We start from the raw sequence: 23580 nt of genomic DNA, 5'->3' as shown, positions 1-23580 counted from the left end.
AACATCATGAAACGAAGAAACACCCTTTCCCGGGCAGTGCTCGCGGCCTGCGGGCTGATCGGCGCGGCTCTGGCCCAGGCGCAAGCCGAGGACATCGCCATCGGCATGAACATGCCGCTGACCGGTGCCTTCGCAGCGTCCGGCACCTATGTCGCCGATGGCGCGCGGATCGCCATCGACGAGATCAACGCAAAAGGCGGGGTTCTTGGCGGCAAGACCCTGACGTTGATTCTCGAGGACAACAAGAGCAACCCGACGGAAGCAGCGACCGTCACGGAAAAGCTCATTGTCCGCGACAAGGTGCCGGTCATCCTTGGCGCATGGGGGTCCAGCCTGACGCTGGCCGCGATGCCGAAGCTGATGCAGTACCAAGTCCCGATGGTGGTGGAGACGTCGGGCGCCAACAAGATCACCGAAAGCGGGAACCCGTTCATCTTCCGCATCGCCGCGACGCAGGTCATCGAGGCCGCCGGCTTCGAGGAGAAGCTCGATCAGTTCAACATCAGGAAGATCGACTTCCTCGCCATCAACAACGACTGGGGGCTGAACACGGTCAACCAGTTCGGCAAGACGATGAAGGACCATGGCATCGAGGTCGGCCTCGTCGAGCTGATGGACCAGGCGTCCCAGGATGTCAGCGCGCAGCTCTCCAAGCTGAAATCGTCGGACGCCGACACGCTGATCGTCACCACCGCCGTGGAGCAACTGACCCTGGTGCTGAAACAGGCGGCGGCGCTGGGCATCGACAAACAGATCATCACCACGGGCGGTTCGCAGAACCCCGACCAGCTCGTCGCACAGGCGGGGAGTGCGGCAGAAAACACCGTGCATCTGGTGTTCTTCGCCCCGTGGGATCCCGACAGCACGGCCTTCCCGGAAAAGACGCGTGGTTTCATCGAAGCATGGAAGGCGAAAGGCTTCGACTTCGCCGGCCTGACCGAGAGCTTCCGCGGCTATGACGGCGTGCAGGTCATCGCCTCGGCCATCGAGCGGGCCGGTTCGACCGAGCCCGACGCGATCCGCGAGGCGCTCTGGAACACCAGGGTCGATGTCCTGAACGGCGCGGTCTCGTTCGACAAGTCCGGCCCGGAAGGCGCCGAAAGCGCGCAGAGCCGGCCGAACGTCTATTTCGCCAAGATATCCGGCGGAAAGATCGAAGTCCTCAAATAGCAGCGTTCGGCGCCGGTGCAGCGACATCCTCCTTGCGGGCGAGCCCGACGAGCCAGCGATGAAACTCACCGGCGCCAGCCTTGCTGAAAACTGATTTCTTCCAGCCGAGAATATAGGGCGACGGCAGCTTCAGCACGTCGGGAAACGGCGCGACGAGGCGGCCGCTTTTCAGTTCGTCCTCGACCATGGCCCGTTGCGCCAGCACGATGCCGCGCCCCTCGATCGCCGCCTCGATCGCCAAGCTCGACAGCGACATGACGAAGAAGTGAGGAATATGCGTGCCATCCACCTTCACCAGATGGAACCAGTCCTCCCAGCTGGGCGGCGGCGACAGGAACGCACTCCAGTCGATGGTCAGGAGCCGGTACGACAACAGGTCCGCCGGCGTGTTCAGCGGCGGTCCGCTGGCGATCAGGGCGGGGCTGCACACCGGGCACAGGCCATCGGTGAACAGCGGGACGAAACTGTCGAACAGATGCGCCTTGTCGGCATAGGTGATGCGGAAGTCGAAGGGGCGCTCGGCCGTCGCCGGCTCGGTGACCGAACCTTCCAGATGGAGGTTGATCTGCGGATGGGAGGTCTGCCAGGCAAACATCCTCGAAGACAGCCAGCGGCTGGCGAACAGCGGCAGCGCGCTGATGATGAGCGCTCCCGTCCTGTGCTTGTCGATGATCTCGACCCGCGCCTTCACGAGATCGGCGAACGTCTTCTCGACGGCGTTGTGAAAGGCGGCCCCGACCTTCGTCAGGACGATACCGCTTCCCTTTCGTTCGACGAGACGCGTTTCAAGTGTATTCTCAAGGCTCTTGATCTGCTGGCTGATCGCCCCCGGCGACACATGGAGTTCCCGTGCTGCCCTCGTCACGCTTCCCAGACGGCCGACGGCTTCGAACACCTGCAATGCTCTCAAGGGTGGGAGATCGGCCATGGATTCCTCAAAACGCGGACGAACGGACAGCGTCCTATTGTTCGTCACATGTGACCAAATGTGAAGGCGCCGGGCCGGCATGGTTGCTGATATACAGCCGCCTTACAAGAAACGCCCGGCTTGATGCTCCCGGATTTCGGGGCAAGCGTGCTTGCCCAAACCCCCATTGACACGCAAATCGCAAGAAGCAGGAGAATCGCGATCATGAAAACCCGTGCCGCAGTCGCCGTCCAGGCTGGAAAACCGCTGGAGATCATGGAGGTGGACCTGGAAGGTCCGCGCGCCGGCGAAGTGCTGGTCGAGGTCAAGGCGACCGGCATCTGCCACACGGACGAGTTCACGCTCTCGGGCGCCGACCCGGAAGGCCTGTTCCCGGCCATTCTCGGCCATGAGGGCGCCGGCGTCGTGGTCGATGTCGGCCCGGGCGTGACCAGCCTGAAGAAGGGCGACCACGTCATTCCGCTCTATACGCCCGAATGCCGCGAGTGCCCGTCCTGCCTGTCGCGCAAGACCAATCTGTGCACGGCCATCCGCTCCACCCAGGGCCAGGGCATGATGCCGGACGGCACCAGCCGTTTCTCGCTGAACGGCGAGAAGCTGCACCACTATATGGGCTGCTCGACCTTCTCCAATTTCACGGTGCTGCCGGAGATCGCCCTCGCCAAGGTCAACCCCGACGCCCCGTTCGACAAGATCTGCTATATCGGCTGCGGCGTGACGACCGGCATCGGCGCTGTGATCAATACGGCAAAGGTCGAGGAAGGTTCGACGGCCATCGTCTTCGGCCTCGGCGGCATCGGCCTCAACGTCATCCAGGGCCTGAGGCTGGCCGGCGCCGACATGATCATCGGTGTCGACCTGAACAACTCGAAGAAGGAATGGGGCGAGCGCTTCGGCATGACCCATTTCGTCAACCCGAAGGAAGTGGGCGGCGACCTCGTACCCTATCTGGTCGACCTGACCAAGCGCGGCGCGGACCAGATCGGCGGCGCCGACTACACGTTCGACTGCACCGGCAACACCACCGTCATGCGTCAGGCGCTCGAATCCGCACATCGCGGCTGGGGCGAATCGATCATCATCGGCGTCGCCGGCGCGGGCCAGGAAATCTCCACCCGCCCCTTCCAGCTCGTCACCGGCCGGACCTGGAAAGGCACCGCCTTCGGCGGCGCGCGCGGCCGCACAGACGTGCCGAAGATCGTCGACTGGTACATGGACGGCAAGATCGACATCGACCCGATGATCACGCACACGCTGAAGCTCGACGAGATCAACAAGGGCTTCGACCTGATGCATGCGGGCGAATCGATCCGCTCCGTCGTGGTCTACTGAGGCAGCAGGGACCTTGTCAGCGATCTTCGTCGATGCCGATGCCTGCCCCGTCAAGGCGGAGGTGGTGAAAGTGGCCGAGCGGCACGGGCTGCCGGTCACCTTCGTCGCCAATGGCGGCCTGCGCCCCTCCCGTGATCCTATGATCCGCAACATCGTCGTGACCGGGAAGTTCGACGCGGCCGATGACTGGATCGTCGACAATGCGGTGGCAGGCGACATCGCCGTCACCGCCGACGTGCCCCTGGCGGCACGGCTGGTGGAGAAGGGCATTCACACGCTCGGCCCCACCGGCCGCCCCTTCACCCCCGAAACCATCGGCATGGCGGTCGCCATGCGCAACCTGAAGCAGGACCTGCGCGAGGCGGGCGAGATCAAGGGTTACAATCCCGGCTTCACGCCCCGCGACCGCTCGGCCTTCCTGCAGGCACTGGACCAGACCGTGCGCCGCGCCTTGCGGGAAAAGCAGGAAAAGGACTGACATGAAAACCGTTTCCACCGCCAGGTCCCATGGCGGGACCCAGGGCGTCTACAGCCACGCCTCCTCCGCCTGCCGGTGCGACATGACCTTCGCCGTCTTCGTGCCGCCGCAGGCCGCAAAAGCCCCCTGCCCGGTGCTGTGGTATCTGTCCGGCCTGACCTGCACGCATGCCAATGTGATGGACAAGGGCGAGTATCGCCGCATGGCGGCGGAGCTGGGCCTGATCGTCGTCTGCCCGGACACGAGTCCGCGCGGCGGCGATGTGCCCGACGAGCCGGACAACTGGCAGTTCGGCAAGGGCGCCGGCTTCTATGTCGATGCGACCGAAGCGCCCTTCTCGCGAAACTACCGGATGTATTCCTATGTCATCGAGGAACTGCCGCGACTGATCGCCGAGAATTTTCCGGCCGACATGGATCGCCAGGGCGTTTTCGGCCATTCGATGGGTGGCCACGGGGCGCTGACGCTGGCGCTGCGCAATCCGGACCGGTTCAGGAGCTGCTCCGCCTTCGCACCCATCGTCGAGCCGTCAACCGCCGGCTGGTCGAAGGGAGCACTGGAAAAATACCTTGGCGGCGACCGGTCGGCCTGGCGGGCGCACGACGCCTGCGCCCTCGTGGAAGACGGGCATCGCTTCGACGCGTTTCTCATCGACCAGGGAAGCGCCGACGGCTTCCTGGACGAGGGACTGCGCCCCTGGCTGTTCGAGGCGGCCTGCCGGAAGGCGGGGATCCCGCTGACGCTCAACATGCGCGACGGCTACGACCATTCCTATTTCTTCATCTCGACCTTCATGGACGATCACCTTGCCTGGCACGCGGCCCGGCTGCAGACGAGATAGAAGAGGCTCGCGGGCACTGAATCAAAGGCTGAGAAGACACCGCCAAGACGCTGTTTCTCATGTCAATTCTCCAAGGAAGCCACCGCGGAACGAACGCAAAGTTGCGCTTGCCCGCGGCTTCCTGCATGCTCCTGCCAGCCAACCCGGCGCATGGCGCGGGTGATTTCAAGCCAGAATGGAGGTGCAGTACGGTGCTTGACGCCACCGATATCTATTCCGATACGCCCGACCGCGACACGATGGGCGGGCGCCTTTCGCGCGCCCGTGACGCGATCGGCCTCAGCGTTGCCGAACTCGCCCGGCGCCTCGGCGTCAAGGCGGCGACCATCCAGGCCTGGGAAAGCGACCGCGCACAGCCGCGCGCCAATCGTCTGGCGATGCTGGCCGGCGTCCTGAACGTCTCCCTGTCATGGCTGCTGCACGGTGTCGGCGCCTCGCCCGCCGACGAGAGCCGCTCGGAACTCGTCAGCGCCGTGTCGGCGAACCTGAAGCGCATCCGGCGGCTGCAGGAAGAGACGGCCCGCCTCGTCTCGCAGATCGAGAACGACCTGCAGCGTGCCGCAAACGGCCACTGAAACCGGCCCCTTGTCCCCGTTGCCGGGTTCTGCACAGAAACAACTGGGCCAGTTGGCCTGCCCGCATTACGGCAGGTGACAAATCACTCTGCCTGCGCTAGTTTCCCCGCCGTCTAGGGTGAAAGCCCTGCCGGTCTGCGGGAGAGAGCCAAGCTGGAGCAATCCGGTGCGGACGCCGAAGGGGAAATCGCCCGAAATCTCTCAGGCAAAAGAACCGTCGATCGGTAAAGACACTCTGGAAAGTCGGGGCTGGCCCCCGCGCCGAAGGTGTAAGCATGACCGACAGGGTTCCGGTCATGCGAGTCTCTCAGGCTTCCGACAGAGGGGCACGAACATGCCGCGTAAATCGGCATGCGTGCACCTTTGGAGGAATGATGAGCGACGCTGAAACACTCAAGCATCTGCCGCTGGAAACGCTGCACGAGGAAGCGGGCGCCCGCTTCGGCGGCTTTGCCGGCTGGCGCATGCCCCTCACCTATCCGGCCGGCGTGATGAAGGAACATCTTCACACGCGTGAAAGTGCCGGCCTGTTCGACATCTCGCACATGCAGCTCTTCGAGGTCGAGGGCCCGGACGCGGCCGCCTTCCTGTCGCGCGCCTGCCCGCTCGATGCGGCGGCCCTCGGCGAGGGCCGCTCGAAATACACGGTTCTCCTGACGGAGAAGGCCGGCATCATCGACGACCTGATCGTCACCCGCCTCGGACCGCAGCGCTTCATGGTCGTCGCCAATGCCGGCAATGCCGCCCGCGACGAAGCCCATTTCCGCGACCTGGCGAAGGGCATGGACCTTACCTTCGAGCCGCTGGAGCGTGTCCTTCTCGCGCTGCAGGGACCGGACGCCGAAGCGGTGCTGATCGCCGCCGGCCTGGACCTGAGCGATCTCACCTTCATGACCGCCACGGAACCGGCGGACGGCTGGTTCGCCGCGCGCTCGGGCTATACGGGCGAAGACGGTTTTGAGGTGGCGCTGCCGGTCGCCGAAGCGGAGCGTTTCGCAAGGAAACTTCTCGACGACGACCGCGTGCAGTGGGTCGGCCTCGCCGCGCGCGACAGCCTGCGGCTGGAGGCGGGCCTGTGCCTGCACGGGCAGGACCTCGATGAAGCGACCGACCCGGCGAGCGCCGCCATCCTGTGGGCCGTGCCGAAGGCGCTGCGCGAGGAAGGCAAGTTCGTCGGCGCCCGTGCCCTGCAGGCGATCATTGCCGAGGGCGCCCGGGAGAAGCGTGTCGGGCTGAAGCCGGAAGGCCGCCAGCCGGTGCGCGCCGGAGCACCGATCGTCAACGAGGCCGGCGAAACCGTTGGCCGCGTCACGTCCGGCGGCTTCGGCCCTTCTGCCGGCCATCCGGTCGCCATGGGCTATGTCGCCAGGAGCCTGTCCGAGCCGGGCACCCGCCTGTTTACCGAAGTGCGCGGCAACCGCATCGCACTCGACGTCCATTCCCTTCCCTTCACGCCGCAGCGCTACCACAAAGGATAATAAAATGAGCAAAACCTATTTCACCGAAGATCACGAGTGGATCAAGGTCGACGCCGGCGTCGCGACGGTCGGGATCACCGACTATGCGCAGGAACAGCTGGGCGACCTCGTCTTCGTCGAACTGCCGGAGGCCGGCAAGGCGTTCTCCAGGGGCGACACCGCCGTGGTGGTCGAGTCCGTCAAGGCAGCCTCGGACGTCTATGCGCCGGTCGATGGAGAGGTCACCGAGGTCAACGAGGCGCTGACCAGCGACCCGTCCCTCGTCAACACCGCTGCCACCGGAGACGGCTGGCTGTGGAAGATGAAGCTCGCCGACGAGAGCCAGCTCGAAGGCCTGATGGACGAAGCCGCCTATCAGGCGAGCGTGGCCTGAGGAACGATCATGCCCAACACGATTGCCCCTTTCGCCGCCCGCCATATCGGCCCGCGCGGCGACGAGACGAAGACCATGCTGGCCGCCCTCGGCGTGCCGTCGCTGGAAACGCTCATCACCCAGGCGGTGCCGAAATCCATCCGCCTCGACCGTCCGCTTGATCTGCCGCCGGCGGCGAGCGAGACCGAGGCGCTCGTCGAGCTCGGCGCGGCCATGCGCCAGAACAAGGTGCTGAAGAGCTTCATCGGCGCCGGCTATCACGGCGTCCAGGTGCCGCCGGTCATCCAGCGCAACCTCTTCGAGAACCCCGCCTGGTACACCGCCTACACACCCTACCAGTCGGAGATCAGCCAGGGTCGCCTGGAGATGCTGTTCCACTTCCAGACGCTGGTGACGGAACTGACCGGCCTTCCGGTCGCCTCTGCCTCCCTGCTGGATGAAGGCTCCGCGGTTGCCGAAGCCGTCGGCATCGCCTGGCGGCACCATCGCTCCAAGCGCGGCAAGCTGGCGATCGCCGGCGACCTGCATCCCCAGACGCTCGACGTGGTGGTGACGCGCGCCGACCCGCTCGGCATCGCCGTCGATGGCGATACGATCGATGACGACACGTTCGCGCTGATCGTCCCCTGGGCCGACACCTATGGCGTCTATGGCGACCACGCCGCGCTCATCGAAAAGGCCAAGGCGAAGGATGCGATCGTCATCTTCGTGGCCGATCCGCTCGGCCTGCTGCTCAGCAAGACGCCCGCCGCCCTCGGCGCCGAGATCGCCGTCGGCTCCATGCAGCGCTTCGGCGTGCCGATGGGCTTCGGCGGCCCGCACGCGGCCTATTGCGCGGTTTCCGACCGCCTCACCCGCCTGATGCCCGGCCGCCTCGTCGGCCAGTCGACCGACGCCCACGGCCGTCCCGGCTACCGGCTTGCCCTGCAGACCCGCGAGCAACACATCCGCCGCGACAAGGCCACGTCGAACATCTGCACGGCGCAAGCCCTGCTCGCCAACATGGCGGCCGCCTTCGCCATCTGGCACGGTCCCGAGGGGCTGGCCGCCATCGCCCGCAGGGTCAACGGCCTCGCCGCCCGCTTCCATGCCGGGCTGAAGGCCGCCGGGGCGACGCTTGCCGGCGACCGCCTGTTCGATACGGTGACCGTGACCGTTCCGGGCAAGGCCGAGGCGCTCGCCGCCGAGGCCGAGGCGTCGGGCCGCTTGCTGCGCGTCATCGACGCCGACCGGCTCGGCGTGACCTTCGACGAGACCTCGACCGAGGCCGACCTCGAGGCCCTGTGCGCCCTGTTCGGCGCCAAGGCACCGGCGGAAGCGCCGTCGCTGGCGCCCGCCGAAGCGCGCGGCAAGGGGTTCCTCACCCAGCCCGATTTCCATGAGCACCGTTCGGAAACGGAGATGATGCGCTTCCTGCGCCGGTTGTCCGACAAGGATCTGGCGCTCGACCGCGCAATGATCCCGCTCGGCTCCTGCACGATGAAGCTCAACGCCGCCGCCGAGATGATGCCGGTGAGCTGGAACGAGGTGGGCAATCTGCACCCCTTCGCGCCGCAGGCCCACAGCACCGGTTACCGCAAGATGACCGACGACCTCGACCGCTGGCTTTCGGAAATCACCGGCTTCGACGCCGTGTCGCTCCAGCCCAATGCCGGCAGCCAGGGCGAGTATGCGGGCCTGATGGCCATCCGCCGCTACCACGAGAGCCGTGGCGAAAGCGGACGCGACATCTGCCTGATCCCGTCATCCGCGCATGGCACCAACCCCGCCTCGGCCTCCATGGCCGGCATGCGTGTGGTCGTCGTGCGCTGCACGGAGAACGGCGATATCGATCAGGAAGACCTGAAGGCCAAGGCCGAGCAGCACGCGGCGGAACTCGCCGCGCTGATGCTCACCTATCCGTCGACGCATGGCGTGTTCGAGGAAGGCGTGCGCGACATGTGCGCGCTGATCCACGAGCACGGCGGCCAGGTCTATTTCGACGGCGCCAACCTCAACGCCATGGTCGGCCTCGCCCGCCCGGGCGATCTCGGCGCGGATGTCTGCCACCTGAACCTGCACAAGACCTTCTGCATTCCGCATGGCGGCGGCGGTCCGGGCGTCGGGCCCATCGGCGTCAAGGCGCATCTGAAGCCTTTCGCGCCGGGTCACGTGGCGCTGGGTTCGAGCCACGCTGTGGCGGCCGCTCCCTTCGGCAGCGCGTCGATCCTGCCCATCACCTGGATGTATATCCGCATGATGGGCGGCGCCGGGTTGAAGCAGGCGACGGAGATGGCGATCCTCAACGCCAACTACATCGCCCATCGTCTGAAGGCGCATTATCCGGTGCTCTACAAGGGCCGCAACGACCGCGTGGCGCATGAATGCATTCTCGACACCCGCGTCCTGAAGGACAGCGCCGGCGTCACGGTCGAGGACATCGCCAAGCGGCTGATCGACTATGGCTTCCATGCGCCGACCATGAGCTGGCCGGTGGCGGGAACGCTGATGGTCGAGCCGACGGAATCCGAGCCGAAGGAGGAGCTCGACCGCTTCTGCGAGGCGATGATCTCCATCGCCGGCGAAGCCGCCCGCGTCGAAAAGGGAGAATGGCCGCAAGAGGACAATCCGCTCGCCAACGCGCCGCACACGGCGGCCGAGCTGATTGCCGACGACTGGTCGCATCCCTATACGCGTGCGGAAGCGGCCTTCCCTGCCGGTTCTCTGGGTTCGGCGTCGAAATACTGGCCGCCCGTCTCGCGCATCGACAATGTGGCCGGCGACCGCAATCTGGTCTGCGCCTGCCCGCCCATCGAGGCTCTGGCGAGCTGACGCGGCTTCCGCGTCAGGAGAAATGGCAGGAGACCGAATCCCGCGATGGGGTGCGCTCTGTACGGGTCCCGGCCGGTCATGAGAAGATGACCGGCCGGGATGTTCGTTTTGGTCGGCCCATGCCGCCCTTCCCCGGCAAGGTTCCGGGAGATCGGACATGGCCTATGACGAAGAACTGACCGCGCGCCTGCGGGCCGCCCTGGAGGGACTGGTCGGCCTGGTGGAGAAGCGCATGATGGGCGCCGTCTGCTTCATGGTCGACGGCAACATGATCTGCGGCGCGGACCGCGCGAAAACGGGGGAGCGCCGCTTTCTGTTCCGCGTCGGCAAAGACCATCAGGACGAGGCCCTCGCCCGTCCCGGCGCAAAGCTCATGGAAATGGGCGGACGGACGATGAGCGGCTTCATTTTCGTCGATGCGGAAGACTGCGGCGACGATGCGCTGAGATCCTGGGTTGCCCTGGCGCTCGATTTCGTCGGCACGCTGCCGCCCAAAACCGAAGCGAAGCGATGACCATGGATGGCTTCTCGCGGTTCCCTCCCGAAGCGCTCGACTTCCTTTCCGCACTGAAGGCGAACAATGACCGCGACTGGTTTGCGCAGAACAAGGATGTCTACGAGAGGGCCGTGAAGGCGCCCGCAGAAGAGTTCTGCAGCGTCATCACGCCACGGCTCGATAAGCTGACCGGCATGCGGCACCGCGCCAGGATCTTTCGCATCCACCGGGATGTGCGCTTTTCCCGCGACAAGACACCCTATAACGCCCATCTCCACATCGCCTTCACGGCGCAGACGGACGGCCCTCTTGAACCGGGCTGGTTCTTTGGTCTCGAGCCGCAGCGGCTGGTGGTCGGCACCGGCGTTTTCGAACTTACGGCAACGGCGCTCGACGCCTTCAGGGCGCGTGTCGCCGGCGCTGACGGCGAAACCCTCTCCGGGCTGATCGCCCGGTTGGAGCGGGACGGCGTCCGCTTCGGCGAGCCGGAGCTGAAGCGCGTCCCACAGCCCTATGCCGCCGACCACGGGAATGCCGATCTGCTGCGCCGCAAATCTCTGACCTGCTGGCTCGACGACAATGCGCCCGGACGTGCCTGCCGGGACGGGTTTGCCGAGGATTGCCTGAAACGCTTCACCCGGCTGAAGCCGGTGTTCGACTGGTTGTCGGCCTGACGCATTGAAGGCGGCCGCATCTTCCCCTATGACATCCTCGCCAGTCCCGGCGTTGCTTGCCGCAGCGGCGCGAAGCCGCCGGCGGACGGATCGGGATGCCGAATGAACGGAACCGGAACGATCTTCGCTTTGCCTTGGAAACCATGGCAAAATGAGAAGTGATTCGCGGACAGGAAACCACACGCCCAATGGACGACAACAACGACCTTTTCGCCGGCCTGAGCAACACCGCCGAGCGCGCCAAGGCGCCCGAGCCTGCGACCGGGCCCACGACCGCGCAGCGGACGCCGCCGCGCGCGGCGCCGGCCCGCGACGGTGGCGACGGCTACAGCGCCGCCGACATCGAGGTTCTGGAGGGTCTGGAACCGGTTCGCCGTCGCCCGGGCATGTATATCGGCGGCACGGACGACAAGGCGCTGCATCACCTGTTCGCCGAAGTGATCGACAACTCGATGGACGAGGCCGTCGCCGGCCACGCCACCTTCATCGAGGTCGAGCTGGACGAGGACGGCTTCCTCTCCGTCACCGACAATGGCCGCGGCATTCCGGTCGACCCGCATCCGAAGTTCAAGGACAAGTCGGCCCTGGAAGTCATCATGACGACGCTCCACGCGGGCGGTAAATTCGATTCCAAGGTCTACGAGACCTCCGGTGGCCTGCACGGCGTCGGCGTCTCGGTCGTCAACGCGCTTTCGGAAGTGCTCGAAGTGGAGGTCGCCCGCAACCGCCAGCTTTTCCGCCAGACCTTTTCGCGCGGCGTGCCGCAGGGCAAGCTCGAAAAGCTCGGCGAGGTCCACAACCGGCGCGGCACCCGCGTGCGCTTCAAGCCCGACGACCAGATCTTCGGCAAGGATGCGAAGTTCGAGCCCGCCAGGCTCTACCGCATGGCGCGCTCGAAGGCCTATCTGTTCGGCGGCGTGGAAATCCGCTGGTCGTGCGCGCCGTCCCTGATCACCGGCAAGGACGAGACGCCCGAGAAGGCGAGCTTCCATTTTCCCGGCGGTCTGAAGGACTTTCTCGCCGCCTCGCTCGACGGCGAATTCCAGGTCACCAAGGAAGTCTTCTCCGGCCGCAGCGAGAAGCGCGGCGGCCATGGCGCGGTCGAATGGGCCATCACCTGGTATGGCGGCGACGCGCTGCTGAACTCCTACTGCAACACCATCCCGACGGCCGAGGGCGGCACGCATGAAAGCGGTTTCCGCAACGCGCTGCTGCGCGGCCTGCGCGGCTATGCGGAACTGACGGGCAACAAGCGCGCCGCCATCATCACGGCCGAGGACGTGATGATCTCGGCCGCCGGCATGCTGTCCGTCTTCGTCCGCGAGCCGGAATTCGTCGGTCAGACCAAGGACAAGCTGGCGACGGCCGCCGCCATGCGCATCGTCGAGAACGCCGTGCGCGATCCGTTCGATCACTGGCTGGCCGACAACCCGCAGGAAGCCTCGAAGCTGCTCGACTGGGTCGTCGCCCGCGCCGATGAGCGCCTGCGCCGCCGTCAGGAGCGTGAGGTCAGCCGCAAGAGCGCCGTGCGCAAGCTGCGCCTGCCCGGCAAGCTGGCCGACTGCACCATGGGTGCTGCGGCGGGCGCGGAGATCTTCATCGTCGAGGGTGATTCGGCCGGCGGCTCCGCCAAGCAGGCGCGCAACCGCGCCAGCCAGGCCGTGCTTCCGCTGCGCGGAAAAATCCTCAACGTCGCCAGCGCCGGCTCCGGCAAGCTGGCCGCGAACCAGCAGATCACCGACCTGATCCAGGCGCTCGGCTGCGGGACGCGCACAAAGTACCGCGAAGACGATCTGCGCTATGACCGCGTGATCATCATGACCGACGCCGACGTGGACGGCGCGCACATCGCCTCGCTGCTGATCACCTTCTTCTATCAGGAGATGCCGCAGCTCATCGAGAACGGTCACCTCTACATGGCCGTGCCGCCGCTCTACCGTCTCAGCCAGGGCGGCAAGACCATGTATGCGCGCGACGACGCGCACAAGGACGAGTTGCTGGAAACCGAGTTCACCGGGCGCGGCAAGGTCGAGATCGGCCGCTTCAAGGGCCTCGGGGAGATGATGGCGAGCCAGCTCAAGGAGACCACCATGGACCCGAAGAAGCGCATGCTCCTGCGGGTCAGCGTCATCGACGGCCAGGAAGCCACGCAGACGGCCATCGACGCGCTGATGGGCACCAAGCCCGAAGCACGCTTCCGCTTCATCCAGGACAATGCCGAGTTTGCCGAAGAGCTGGATATCTAGACCGGCATCGCCTCAAGGAGACGCTGAACTGGCCTAGGCGGCTGCAATGGCCTGCGCCTGCAGGCGTGCGTTCTCGCGCAGGACGTCCAGATGGATCCCGCGCAGAAGCCCCGCCAGCTCGGCCGCCTCGGGCGCGGGACCGGCCTGCCCCGGCGTCGCGCCGAGACTGTGCAGCATCAGCCAGGAGACCTCCTGCGCGCCCGCGACGCGCTTGCCGCGCGCCACTTCCCGCCAGACGCAGAGCGCGCGCATGATCGGCGCCCTTGTATGCGGCGCCAGCCCGGCCTTCCGCAGAAGGGCGCCGACGGCCATGTCCCGCCCGCCGGACAGCAGGGCGCGGATGCGGGCTTCCCCCTGCCCCGTCAAAGCCACGAGGACCGCGCCGAAGAAGTCGATCTTGCCATGCGCCACCATGCGGATCAGGAAGCCGGTCGACAAATCGCCGCGCAGGCGCAAATGCTCGACGAGCGCCGCATGCTCGTTCTGCCCGATCGCGTCGATCAGTGTCAGCGACGCCCGCGTACAGGCATCGCGGGTCAGTTTATCCGCGCGGGCAGCACCCACCAGCGCCTGCACCAGCGGCGCGGCGCGCAGCGCCTCGCCAAGCTGCACCAGAAGAAGATGCCGGCAATCGGGTGGCAGGCGCGCATCCTGCACCAGCGCTTCGCGCAGAGCCGCATCGGCGCCATGCCGTTCAACCATGCGGCGGAAACTCAGGCCGGCGATCTCGGCGCCGGCATTCTTCACCAGCGCGACGCAGGCATCTCGTGAACCGACTTCGGCGATGGCCGCCGAAACCCCCATGGAGAGTTTTGGGCGCATGGCGATCAGGCGCTGCGTCTCGTCCCGCCCCTCGGCCACGCGGTCGATCAGGTCGGAATCCAACAGGACCGGCGAGCGCCCGAGAATGGGAGCCGCCACATCCGGCTGGTCGGCCGCCAGCGCCGCCACCACCTGCATCGGCGCATGCCGGCTGACGGACAGCGCTTCGGCCAGCGCCCCGCGCACTTTCGATGAGGGATCGTCGAGCAACGCCGTCAAGGCCGCCTCGGCGGCATAGCGGTCCTCGAAGGCGAGTTCCGCGTTGAGATAGGCCTGGGCCAGGGCCGTCGCGGCCGCGGCGCGCTCCGACACCCTTGCCGTTTCGATCCACTTCAGAAAATGCTGAACCACTCTCACCGCAACACCGCTCCCGCCCGTTTGGAAAGACCCTAGCGGCAATTCGTATAGGAAACGTTTACCATAACGTCCGCTTGCCCGGCCGTTCGCGCGCGCCTATCAAGAAACGGCGCAACACGGGAGGACATCGATGGGCGGCCTTTATCTGCAGGAGTTCAAGCCGGGACAGGTTTTCAAGCATCAGTTGCGCAAGAGCGTTACCGAAAGCGACAACATGCTGTTCTCGGTCATGACGCTCAACCCTCAGCCGCTGCACATCGATTTCGCCTTCGCCGCGGAGACCGAATGGGGCAAGCCGCTGGTCAATTCCCTCTTTACGCTCGGCCTGATGATCGGCATTTCCGTGCATGACACGACGCTCGGAACGACGGTCGCCAATCTCGGCATGACAGACACGGTGTTTCCAAACCCGGTGTTCCACGGGGACACGATCCGCGTCGAGACGGAGGTCAAGTCCGTCCGTGAATCGAAGTCGAAACCCGATCGCGGCATCGTCGAGTTTGAGCATCGCGCCTACAATCAGGACGACAAGCTGGTGGCGCGCTGCCTGCGTCAGGCAATGATCGTCAAGAAGCAGGACGCCTGACCGTGCGGTCGCTGCTGTTCGTGCCAGGCGATTCCCCCCGGAAACTGGAAAAAGCCCTGGGATCCGGCGCCGATGTGCTGATCGTCGACCTGGAGGATTCCGTCGGTCTCGACAGCAAGGAGGAAGCGAGGCGCGTTGCGGCCGACTTCCTCTCGGGAGTACGCGAGAAATCGGCTGCGCGCCTCTATGTCCGCGTCAACGACCTCGCCAGCGGCATGACCGAGGACGATCTCGCCGCCGTCATGGCCGGCCGGCCCGACGGCATCATGCTGCCCAAGGCGGAGGGCGGAACCGATGTGGCGCATCTGAGCGCCAGCCTGCGCGTTCACGAGGCCGCGCATGGCGTCGACGACGGCGCGACGCGCATCCTGCCGATCATCACCGAAACCGCTATCGGGGTCCTCAACGCGGCGAGCTACCGCAATGCAAGCCGGCGTCTTGCCGGACTGACCTGGGGCGCCGAGGACCTCTCCGCCCATGTCGGCGCGCTTGCCTCGCGCGAGGCGGACGGTTCCTACACCGACCTGTTTCGCCTTGCCCGCAGCATGACCCTGCTGGCGGCGGCCGCTGCCGGCGTGCCGGCCGTGGACACGGTGTTCCCCGACTTCTCGGACATGGCGGCCTTCGAGGCGCAATGCCGCCTTGCCGCGCGCGACGGGTTCGTCGCCAAGATGGCGATTCATCCCGCGCAGGTGCAGGCGATCAACACCGCCTTCACGCCGGCAGAGGAGGAAATCTGCAAGGCGCAGGCGATCGTTCAGGCCTTTGCGGCGGCGGGCAATGCCGGCGTGGTGAACATCGAGGGGCGCATGTACGACCGCCCGCATCTCGCACTGGCGCAGCGCCTGCTGGCGCGCGCCGGGTAAAAGATGGGACCGAAAAGTGGAATCCGGTTTTCGGTCCGATGCTCCATCAATGATCCAGATCGTGGTTTGTGCGTCCGAAAGGACGCCCGGCGATCCGACGGGATCGCCGCGCACCCCGGGGCGCTCTACTCGGCCTCGATATAGAAGACCGACCAGACCCAGGTTTTCTCCTCGTCTTCGACCGCCACCCGGTCGCCGGTGTCGTAGACGAGCCAGAGCGGCCCGAGGCCGCCGATCCCCAGCGGCTCGCCGTTGACCTTCATCGCCAGCACCCAGTCATGGGCGGCGATCCTCTCGGCATTCATCTCCAGGCCGAAACCATCGAGCGCGTAGACGGTCAAGCCCCTGCCCTCGGCACCGGCCGCGGCGATCACGTCCTTCAGCAGCGGGCCCTCCATGGAGAGCACCCCCGGCCAATCCTCCGTGTCGGCGTTGACCCTTATGGATTGCTGCGGCAGAGCCGCCAGCGCCTCGGCATCGAAGACGAAGGCCTTGTCGAACTCCTTGTCGTGGTACTTGAGGAAACCGTCGAAGAACGGGTTGAAAGCCTCGCGATTGGTGTTCTCCACCGCGCCGGCGATGGTCAGCAGCGTTTCCCCGGCATGGCCTGGGAGAAGTCCTCCCGCCACAAGGGATAAGGCCATGGCCAGGGTTACAGGAAGTCTGCGCATCTCTGCCTCCAAGCAATCGGGGCCGCCGCTGTCCGGCGGCCGCCCCGTCAAAAACTCCCGATCCCCGCGCAGAATGTACACCCGCCGCGCCAGCTGGCAAGGAGGAACTGACCCGTCCGCCGCCGAGCGGGTCCGGCATGACGGCCGCGCTCTCGAAGCCGGGATCAGGCGCCGTCGGGCGCGGGACCGTCGAGATCATCCCTGAGCCGCTCGAGCACCGAGACCGCATGTGCCGCATACTGGCTGATCCAGCGATCGTGGATCGCCTTGATCGGCAGCGCGTTGAGGTGGTTCCAGCGCTCCCTGCCCTCGCGCCGCGCGATCACCAGCCCCGCCTCCTCGAGAACCTTGAGATGCTGCATCACCGTGCACCGGTCGAGATCGGTGAAGCGGTCGCACAGCACGCCTGTCGTGCAGGGGCTATCCTTCATCGCGTCGAGCATGGCCCGGCGCCGCGGATGCGCCAGGGCCTTGAACACGAGATCGTCTTCTGCTTGTCTTGACATGTTATATTTTTATAACATATTGTTCCTCAGATCAAGCGCGAGGTGAGCCGTGACGCCGGAATTTCGGGTTTCCGCGAGAATTTCAAAGCCCGTCGAAATGGTCTTCGACGCGGTGACTGACCCTGCGAAACTGAGCGGCTACTTCACCACCATTGGCGGCGCCAGCGCGCCGCTGACAGCCGGCGCCACCGTCCTGTGGTGGGGTGAGGTGCCGGTCGAGGTCGACGAGGTGATCGACCGGGAAAGGATCGTCCTGCGCTGGGACGGCTCGGGATCGCAGGGGAAAAAGCCCCACAAGACGCGGATCCAGATGGACTTCCGCCCGCTCGACGACGGCGGAACGCTCGTCACCATCATGGAAAGCGGCTGGCAGGAGAATTCAGGCCATCTGCGCGCATCCTACATGAACTGCGAGGGCTGGACGCAGATGCTGTGCTGCCTGAAGGCCTTCCTCGAGCACGGCATCAACCTGCGCCAGGGCTATTACAGCAGCGAACTGCGCGGCGAGCCCGCGCGCGAACCGGAACTTTGAACAAGAACCAAGGGTAAAGTGTCATGACGGAACAGACGCATGAAAAGTCCAGTGCCGCGCTCTATGGCGGCATCGACATCGCGATGAAGGTGCCGCCGCATCAATACGAAGCCACCATCGCCTTCTACCGCGATACGGTCGGTCTCAAGCCGATCATCGACAAGGCACCGGCGGTGGGTTTCGAACTCGGCCCGAACAAGCTCTGGATCGACGAGGCGCCGGGAATGAGCCAGGCGGAGATCTGGCTGGAACTCTTCACCGACGCATTCCCCGACGCAGCCGAGCATCTGGCGAAAAAGGGCGTGGTGCGCTGCGACGCCATCGAGACGCTTCCGGAAGGGTTCCGGGGCGGCTGGATCGTCAATCCCGCCAACATCGTCCACATGGTGCGCGAGGCGGGCGCCTGGTAGCCGCCCCTTCCCGTTCCCGAAACGCCGATCAATCCTTCCAGAGCGGCCTGGTCATCTCGAACACTTCGGTCACCGACGCGTAGTCGCGATAGCCGAGGCGGGCGAGATTGCCGGCCGCGACGGCGTCGAACAGGCCGTCGCGCAGCACCTTTTCATCGATGTGCACGCCGACCACTTCGCCGGTCACGACGATCACGCCGGCCGGCCGGCCGTCGAGACCCTGCGGCCGACGCACCTCCGTGACCCTGCACTCGAGCGCCGCATGGCACTCCGCCACGCGCGGCGGCGCCACGAGCCTGGACGGCGCCTCGGTGAGGCCGGCAAAGGCGAACTCGCTGACGCCGCGCGGCGCATCGACGGAGCTGGCGTTCATCTTCTCCGCCAGATCCCGGCTCGCCAGATTGACGACGAATTCGCCGCTCTCCTCTGCGAAGGTCGCGCTGTCCTTCGCCCCTTCGGACGAAAACAGCACCAGATGCGGATTGGACGAGATCGCATTGAAGAAGGAATAAGGCGCGAGATTGACCGCGCCGTCGGGGCCGATCGTCGAGATCCAGCCGATCGGGCGCGGCGCGACGATCGCCTTGAAGGGGTCGTGCGGCAGCCCATGCCCCTTCTCCGGTTCGTAAAACATCATTCCTCCCAGGGAGCGCGATAGGTCGAGATCAGTGATGCCACGTCCGGACGCGGACGCTCCGGCGCCTCCCCCGTGGCTGTGCCGACATGCACGAAGCCGATCACCCGCTCGTCGGGCGCCAGCCCGAGAATGCGCCGTCCCTCGGCGTCATCCGAATACCAGTTGGTGATGAGATTGGTTCCGAAACCGAGCGCGTTGGCCGCGATCATCAGGTTCATCGCCGCCATGCCGCCCGACAGGAACAGTTCCCATTCGGGGATCGTCGTGTTCTTCTTCGGCACGAAGACGACCCCGATGACGAGCGGCGCCCGCGAGAAGCGCGTCCGCTCCTTCTCCAGCCGCATTTCGGGCAACGGTCCTTCGCGCTGCTCGGCCAGCGCCGCCAGCGCCGCGCCGATCTGCTCCCGCGCCTCGCCGCGATAGACGATGAAGCGCCACGGCGTGAGGCGGCCGTGATCGGGCACGCGCGACGCCGCGGTCAGGATCGTCTCGATATCCGCGTCAGACGGTGCGGGCGCGCCCATGTCCTGGATGGGGGTCGATTTGCGCGCCAGCATGAAGTTGAGCACGGATTGATTCACGGTCTGTCTCCTGTCGTTGAAAGGCTCGGGCAAGGCGCTTCGGCTGGCCGTCGGCTGGCAAACGCAGGCCTGAGATGGCACAATCGCCTTGAAATTGCCACCGGCTTGGGCTTCAAGTCCCTATGCTTCGTCTTCACCGGGCGCTCCTCGCCCTGACCGTCATTGCAGGCTCGTCGTTCCAGGTGCAGCAGGTTGCCGCGCAGGCCGATTCCGCGGCAGCGCTCGACGGGCTGCGCCTTCCCGGCCTGAACAACTACGCGCCCGCCTCGCTCGGCGGTCCGCTCGCCACCGGGGAGCTTGGCGAGATCACGCTCGCCGCGCATCTGGCGAACGACGCCGGCGAGATTCCGAGCGGCCTGGTCTGGCGAGTCTTCGGCACCCAGGCCGGACCCGACGAGAAGCTGCCCCTCATCGCCACCGCGCGCGGCGGCACCGGGGTGTTCCAGCTCGCCCCCGGCAGCTATCTGGTTCATGCCGCATACGGGCGCGCCGGCGCCACGAAACGCATCACGGTCGGACGCGAGCCGCACCGCGAGGATCTCGTTCTCGACGCCGGAGGCCTCCAGCTCAACGCCGTCCTGTCGGGCGGCGTGCGCATCCCGCCCGCCCAGCTGCGCTTCTCGATCTACGAGGTGAGCGACGAGGCGATCGGCGATGGCGCCCTGATCATTCCCGACGTGAAGCCGGGCAGCATCGTGCGCCTCAACACCGGCACCTATCACGTGGTGTCCAACTATGGAGCGGTCAATGCGCTGATCCGTTCCGACATCCGCGTCGAGGCCGGCAAGCTGACAGAGGCGACGGTCGAGCACCGCGCCGCGGACCTGACGCTCAAGCTCGTGCGCGAGCAGGGCGGCGAGGCCATAGCCGACACCGCCTGGTCGATCCTCACGGATTCGGGCGAGATCGTCTACGAGACGGTCGGCGCCTATGCTTCCATGGTGCTTGCCGAAGGCAGCTACACGATCATCGCCAAGAACCGGGACCGCATCTACCAGCGCGACTTCTCGGTCGTCCCCGGCCGCAATCAGGATGTCGAGCTTCTGCCCTCGGATCTGCTGGACACCCGCAACCAATTCCCCGACTGACCGGAAGGGCCGCAAGCCGCCCTCCCCAAGCCTCGGAGCGTTTTGCAGTCAGGTGGAATCACCTGACGTCCGCATAAACGCGGAAAAACAATGAGATAGACCGGATCAGCGTTTCTGTGAAACGATGAATCGGTCTAGCGCTGCCCGCGCTTCCTGCTCCACCAGACGGCAAGACGGCGGCGGCGGCGGCGCACCGACGCGATGTCATAGGAAAGGATCAGCAGGCCCAGCGGGATCATCCAGAAGCCCAGAACCGGCAGGAAGCCGAACAGGCCGAGAATCACCAGGCCGATGCCGCCGGCAATCCGCGCCAGCCGCGAACGGGGAATCGGTATCCGCTTCCCCATCAGCGATACGGACGGTCGCCTTGCACTGTTTTCCGCCCCGGCTCTGTCGCTCATTCCGCTTCGACCCTCATCTGCATCGTTCAACGCCCCCTCCTCATCCGCGTTCCCGGTGCATTCAGGCCTCGGCTGCGTCGCGGACAAGCCCCATATGAGAAGCCAAAGGCGCGAAAACGAGGCGCCGGCCGCAAAAGTCCGCAAAAAAGTGAAAATGCCGCTTTGCAAAGCTGAATGTGGTTTGCTATAGCCACGCCCACTGACGAGCACAGGCATTCCCCGGTAGCTCAGTGGTAGAGCAACCGGCTGTTAACCGGTTGGTCGCTGGTTCGAATCCGGCCCGGGGAGCCAAATTTTTCAAGCACTTAGCGGAAATCGGAAAAGGTACAAAAAGCCGATAGGTACGGCATAGGTACGGATTCGCTAGTTGCTTCGGCAGAGCAATCCACGGATACTCGTCAGAGCATGGGGCGACGTTTTCCCCAAGCGGCGCAGCTTGAGCCAAGCGACTGGTGGGGCATGCTGGCACGACAATCGATGATCAGTTTTCTTCGGGAGCAGAGTTCCCCCAAGAAGTTCATAGGCGTGGGCCTTCTGGGCCTCATTCTCCTCGCGTGCAGCGAAGCACAGGAGAATAAGCTGCCAGAGCACACCGTCGATGTCTCATCGTTGGCACCCAAAACCGGAAAGCGTATCCAAATTTCGGTCTCAGCGAAGATCGCACGATCGCAGTGCAGCGATTTGATCGAGCACTATCGATCCGAGGGAAAACCTGACGGTCAGATTTCAGTGCATATGCCGAGCGCAAAACTTGGTGGGCAAGTTCTTCCATGGTGCCTAGAGAATTTCGACGGTGGGGGAGTTCAGTTCAACGATTATTTCTTCCAGTAAGATTGGAGACTGGACGATTCCAATCTCCGCATACTGCTTAATCGATTTGCGTCGGCTGAATCCTGCACCAACTTGAGGCATGATAAACGTGGATTGACAAGGAGTAGCTATGAAGCACGAACGTGACAGTCGAAAGCAAGCCTTAGACTCACTGAGCTTAATGCTGCACCCGCCAGGAGGCGCCCACAGGAACTATCAGGGGGCACTCAGTGAGATTCGCCAACTGGAGACGATGCCGATGACGGGCGCCCAGCGTTCGACACTGCAGATTCTGCGTTCAGAAGTCGAGCCGTATACTAATGACTATGGCGCCCGTCATCCTATCCATTGGGCGGAGTTCTCCGATGCTTGGATTTCTGTAACCGGCGAATTGATTCTTCCGTAATTGCAAAAGAGGCCCATTCGAGGTTGGCGCACAGTGCGGTTCTGTCATCTCACGGGGTCGAACTACGCGCCGTTGAATCTTGCATTACGGCATTTGAATCTGGCTGAAATCAACGACCAGAATGGCCCATTTGAATTGTGGAGGAACTTACGTCGCCTTATGCCTATGTATGATCGGATTCCGTGATGGAATGGCTGAAAGAGCTTGCAAGGGATGATTTTGGGAAGACAGTACTAACTGTATCCGGCACTCTCTTCGTCACCGCCTTCGGTGTTTTCATTGGAGGCGCGAAGGATATCGCACTGGATTGGTGGAAAAGGCGACGCTTGGTGAAATATCAGGCGATGCTAATCGCCACCACATTAGAACAGTTCATATCCGACTGCATCGACCTCATCTATGATCCAACGTTCGAGGATGAGGAAGGTGTTGTCCATGGAACCGTTCCAAATCCCTCCATCGTATGGTCGCCGGAGATTGATTGGCCGTCAATTCCTTCAGATTTGATGTACCGGTGCTTATTGCTGCCGGCACAAGCAAAATCGGCGGCCGAATCGGCAGACTTCATCGCCGAGCAAGTAAGCGGTCCTCCAGACTACAGTGAGTACTTTGAAGAGTTGGAGCTGCGATTTTCGGACGTTGGGCTTCGCGCCTTTCATATATTGAAACGCCTGATTGAGAGTTACGGGGTACATTGGCAGAACGGCTACACCGTCGATCCGCAGGTAACCTTCCAGGATACGATCGACAGAATCCGGGCATCCAAAAAGAGGCAGCTTGAACAGCAGAATGGAGGGGAACCGAAGTACAAAGATTGAAGCGTCGATGAACGTTATCCAGACTTCGAAACCTTGACACGAAATGTGCGATCGTAACGCGCTCGCCGGCCTCACCGATACCTGACCGCAAACCCCAGCACACGCCGGTGGACCTTATCCGCTGGCAGAAAATCGAACCCGTCCACGTCTTCACGCGACAACGTTGCGGCCTTGCCGCGATATATGCCGGCCGCATCCTGAAGCGCGGCAATCACGGCATTGCCCAGCTTCTCTACCGTCGGGAAATCATCGGCATGGCAGGCGACGTTCACCAGTCCCTCGGGATATTGCGCCTGGCCGGCAAGCAGGATCTCGTCGCGCTCGACCGTGCCGATGATCACGATATAGGGGCGTGGCGCGCCTTGGGGCGCGACGGAATAGAAGATCCGGGTTCCGGCGATGGCTGTCACGCCGGCATCAGCCGTCAGGATAGCCTCGACGATCGGTAGCGCGCTCATCAATACGCCCGCCTGTCTTTGATGATGCCGCGGACGCGGACCGGCATGTTGCCGTCGTACTGCGCCACGGCGCCGGTCGAGATCTGCACCGATTGCATCATGCTTTGCTGAAGAATGCGGGCCTCGACCTCTTTCGATAGGCGAAGCTCGATGACAGATCTGGCGCCGGCTGTTTCGCCGATCCGTGACGACAAGCCGGCGATGGTGTCAATCGGCTCGGAATGGGGAC

Annotated in this window: 27 protein-coding genes, 1 tRNA gene, 1 pseudogene and 1 riboswitch; of the genes and pseudogenes, 20 read left to right on the top strand and 9 right to left on the bottom strand. The window is 64.6% G+C overall.

Features of this window, described 5'->3' with window-relative positions:
- Window positions 1-6: 6 nt before the first annotated feature.
- Window positions 7-1170 carry an ABC transporter substrate-binding protein gene (locus NA2_RS15545; protein WP_040678145.1) on the top strand — a complete coding sequence of 388 codons (1164 nt, stop codon included), beginning with the start codon at window positions 7-9 and terminating at the stop codon, window positions 1168-1170.
- Here the strand turns inward: NA2_RS15545 and NA2_RS15540 are convergent.
- Window positions 1163-2098, bottom strand: coding sequence for a LysR substrate-binding domain-containing protein (locus NA2_RS15540; RefSeq protein ID WP_040678143.1), 936 nt, complete (start codon window positions 2096-2098; stop codon window positions 1163-1165). The genes NA2_RS15545 and NA2_RS15540 overlap by 8 nt on opposite strands.
- Before the next feature lie 204 nt (window positions 2099-2302).
- Between NA2_RS15540 and NA2_RS15535 the strand changes: the two genes are divergently transcribed.
- The 10 genes from NA2_RS15535 (at window position 2303) to parE (ending at window position 13402) form a co-directional block, all read left to right on the top strand.
- Entirely contained in the window at window positions 2303-3430 is a 1128-nt protein-coding gene (locus NA2_RS15535) for an S-(hydroxymethyl)glutathione dehydrogenase/class III alcohol dehydrogenase (RefSeq protein ID WP_008597968.1), read from the top strand.
- 13 nt (window positions 3431-3443) lie between these two features.
- A complete protein-coding gene (locus tag NA2_RS15530) occupies window positions 3444-3908 on the top strand; it encodes a YaiI/YqxD family protein (protein ID WP_008597967.1) in 465 nt (154 codons plus the stop codon).
- A 1-nt stretch (window position 3909) separates the two neighbouring features.
- A complete protein-coding gene (gene fghA, locus NA2_RS15525; RefSeq protein ID WP_008597966.1) occupies window positions 3910-4749 on the top strand; it encodes an S-formylglutathione hydrolase in 840 nt (279 codons plus the stop codon).
- A gap of 191 nt (window positions 4750-4940) precedes the next feature.
- Window positions 4941-5324 carry a helix-turn-helix domain-containing protein gene (locus tag NA2_RS15520; protein WP_008597965.1) on the top strand — a complete coding sequence of 128 codons (384 nt, stop codon included), beginning with the start codon at window positions 4941-4943 and terminating at the stop codon, window positions 5322-5324.
- A gap of 225 nt (window positions 5325-5549) precedes the next feature.
- Window positions 5550-5656: riboswitch (glycine riboswitch) on the top strand.
- 42 nt (window positions 5657-5698) lie between these two features.
- Window positions 5699-6802, top strand: a complete 1104-nt coding sequence (gene gcvT / locus NA2_RS15515) for a glycine cleavage system aminomethyltransferase GcvT (protein ID WP_008597964.1) — start codon at window positions 5699-5701, stop codon at window positions 6800-6802.
- 4 nt (window positions 6803-6806) lie between these two features.
- Window positions 6807-7175 carry a glycine cleavage system protein GcvH gene (gcvH, locus tag NA2_RS15510; RefSeq protein WP_008597963.1) on the top strand — a complete coding sequence of 123 codons (369 nt, stop codon included), beginning with the start codon at window positions 6807-6809 and terminating at the stop codon, window positions 7173-7175.
- A 9-nt stretch (window positions 7176-7184) separates the two neighbouring features.
- Complete coding sequence (gene gcvP / locus NA2_RS15505) at window positions 7185-9986, top strand: aminomethyl-transferring glycine dehydrogenase (RefSeq protein ID WP_008597962.1); 2802 nt, start codon at window positions 7185-7187, stop codon at window positions 9984-9986.
- Window positions 9987-10143: 157 nt separating this feature from the next.
- Window positions 10144-10500 (top strand): TfoX/Sxy family protein, encoded by a 357-nt coding sequence (locus NA2_RS15500; protein ID WP_008597961.1) that lies wholly within the window; start codon window positions 10144-10146, stop codon window positions 10498-10500.
- Window positions 10497-11156 (top strand): DUF2461 domain-containing protein, encoded by a 660-nt coding sequence (locus NA2_RS15495; RefSeq protein ID WP_008597960.1) that lies wholly within the window; start codon window positions 10497-10499, stop codon window positions 11154-11156. Before NA2_RS15500 ends, NA2_RS15495 begins: the two co-directional genes overlap by 4 nt.
- 188 nt (window positions 11157-11344) lie before the next feature.
- Window positions 11345-13402, top strand: coding sequence for a DNA topoisomerase IV subunit B (gene parE / locus NA2_RS15490; RefSeq protein WP_008597959.1), 2058 nt, complete (start codon window positions 11345-11347; stop codon window positions 13400-13402).
- A gap of 33 nt (window positions 13403-13435) precedes the next feature.
- On the opposite strand, the gene NA2_RS15485 is transcribed toward parE, so the two are convergent.
- On the bottom strand, window positions 13436-14581 hold the full coding sequence (locus NA2_RS15485) for a DUF2336 domain-containing protein (protein WP_040678142.1): 1146 nt from the start codon (window positions 14579-14581) through the stop codon (window positions 13436-13438).
- Between the two features lie 109 nt (window positions 14582-14690).
- Here NA2_RS15485 and NA2_RS15480 point away from each other — a divergent pair.
- Together NA2_RS15480 and NA2_RS15475 are read left to right on the top strand one after the other, a co-directional pair.
- Window positions 14691-15167 (top strand): annotated as a pseudogene (locus tag NA2_RS15480) (MaoC family dehydratase); the annotation flags it as partial.
- Between the two features lie 2 nt (window positions 15168-15169).
- The gene (locus tag NA2_RS15475) at window positions 15170-16033 is read left to right on the top strand and encodes an HpcH/HpaI aldolase/citrate lyase family protein (protein ID WP_008597956.1); all 864 of its coding nucleotides are present in this window, start codon (window positions 15170-15172) and stop codon (window positions 16031-16033) included.
- 125 nt (window positions 16034-16158) lie between these two features.
- Here NA2_RS15475 and NA2_RS15470 read toward each other — a convergent pair whose 3' ends face one another.
- Window positions 16159-16704 carry a putative pterin-binding protein gene (locus NA2_RS15470; protein ID WP_157188257.1) on the bottom strand — a complete coding sequence of 182 codons (546 nt, stop codon included), beginning with the start codon at window positions 16702-16704 and terminating at the stop codon, window positions 16159-16161.
- Window positions 16705-16868: 164 nt separating this feature from the next.
- Window positions 16869-17210, bottom strand: a complete 342-nt coding sequence (locus NA2_RS15465) for an ArsR/SmtB family transcription factor (RefSeq protein WP_040678139.1) — start codon at window positions 17208-17210, stop codon at window positions 16869-16871.
- A gap of 97 nt (window positions 17211-17307) precedes the next feature.
- Here NA2_RS15465 and NA2_RS15460 point away from each other — a divergent pair, with 97 nt between their 5' ends.
- Window positions 17308-17742, top strand: coding sequence for an SRPBCC domain-containing protein (locus NA2_RS15460; protein WP_008597953.1), 435 nt, complete (start codon window positions 17308-17310; stop codon window positions 17740-17742).
- Between the two features lie 23 nt (window positions 17743-17765).
- The gene (locus NA2_RS15455) at window positions 17766-18152 is read left to right on the top strand and encodes a VOC family protein (protein ID WP_008597952.1); all 387 of its coding nucleotides are present in this window, start codon (window positions 17766-17768) and stop codon (window positions 18150-18152) included.
- 28 nt (window positions 18153-18180) lie between these two features.
- Here NA2_RS15455 and NA2_RS15450 read toward each other — a convergent pair whose 3' ends face one another.
- Both NA2_RS15450 and NA2_RS15445 read right to left on the bottom strand, forming a co-directional pair.
- Window positions 18181-18786 carry a flavin reductase family protein gene (locus NA2_RS15450; protein WP_008597950.1) on the bottom strand — a complete coding sequence of 202 codons (606 nt, stop codon included), beginning with the start codon at window positions 18784-18786 and terminating at the stop codon, window positions 18181-18183.
- On the bottom strand, window positions 18786-19346 hold the full coding sequence (locus NA2_RS15445; protein WP_040678164.1) for a nitroreductase family protein: 561 nt from the start codon (window positions 19344-19346) through the stop codon (window positions 18786-18788). The genes NA2_RS15450 and NA2_RS15445 overlap by 1 nt, the downstream gene beginning before the upstream one ends.
- A 146-nt stretch (window positions 19347-19492) precedes the next feature.
- Here NA2_RS15445 and NA2_RS15440 point away from each other — a divergent pair, with 146 nt between their 5' ends.
- Window positions 19493-20458, top strand: a complete 966-nt coding sequence (locus NA2_RS15440) for a hypothetical protein (protein ID WP_008597947.1) — start codon at window positions 19493-19495, stop codon at window positions 20456-20458.
- A gap of 134 nt (window positions 20459-20592) precedes the next feature.
- Here NA2_RS15440 and NA2_RS15435 read toward each other — a convergent pair whose 3' ends face one another.
- Complete coding sequence (locus tag NA2_RS15435) at window positions 20593-20859, bottom strand: hypothetical protein (RefSeq protein WP_051011662.1); 267 nt, start codon at window positions 20857-20859, stop codon at window positions 20593-20595.
- Window positions 20860-21075: 216 nt separating this feature from the next.
- On the opposite strand from NA2_RS15435, the gene NA2_RS15430 reads away from it, so the two are divergent.
- The 4 genes from NA2_RS15430 to NA2_RS15420 all read left to right on the top strand — a co-directional run bounded on the left by NA2_RS15430 (window position 21076) and on the right by NA2_RS15420 (window position 22893).
- Window positions 21076-21150: transfer RNA gene (locus NA2_RS15430), tRNA-Asn, on the top strand.
- Window positions 21151-21264: 114 nt separating this feature from the next.
- A complete protein-coding gene (locus NA2_RS15425; protein ID WP_008597945.1) occupies window positions 21265-21690 on the top strand; it encodes a hypothetical protein in 426 nt (141 codons plus the stop codon).
- Window positions 21691-21799: 109 nt separating this feature from the next.
- Complete coding sequence (locus tag NA2_RS22180) at window positions 21800-22075, top strand: hypothetical protein (protein WP_192814187.1); 276 nt, start codon at window positions 21800-21802, stop codon at window positions 22073-22075.
- 185 nt (window positions 22076-22260) lie between these two features.
- Window positions 22261-22893, top strand: coding sequence for a hypothetical protein (locus tag NA2_RS15420; protein ID WP_008597944.1), 633 nt, complete (start codon window positions 22261-22263; stop codon window positions 22891-22893).
- 71 nt (window positions 22894-22964) lie between these two features.
- On the opposite strand, the gene gp17 is transcribed toward NA2_RS15420, so the two are convergent.
- Both gp17 and NA2_RS15410 read right to left on the bottom strand, forming a co-directional pair.
- The gene (gene gp17, locus NA2_RS15415; protein ID WP_008597943.1) at window positions 22965-23351 is read right to left on the bottom strand and encodes a tail completion protein gp17; all 387 of its coding nucleotides are present in this window, start codon (window positions 23349-23351) and stop codon (window positions 22965-22967) included.
- Window positions 23351-23580: hypothetical protein (locus NA2_RS15410; protein WP_008597942.1), on the bottom strand; the 230-nt coding region annotated here is incomplete at its 5' end. The genes NA2_RS15410 and gp17, both read right to left, overlap by 1 nt.

Origin of the sequence: Nitratireductor pacificus pht-3B, from assembly GCF_000300335.1 — a bacterium.
Lineage (GTDB): Bacteria > Pseudomonadota > Alphaproteobacteria > Rhizobiales > Rhizobiaceae > Nitratireductor > Nitratireductor pacificus.
This window is presented reverse-complemented; position numbering and strand designations above follow the sequence as displayed.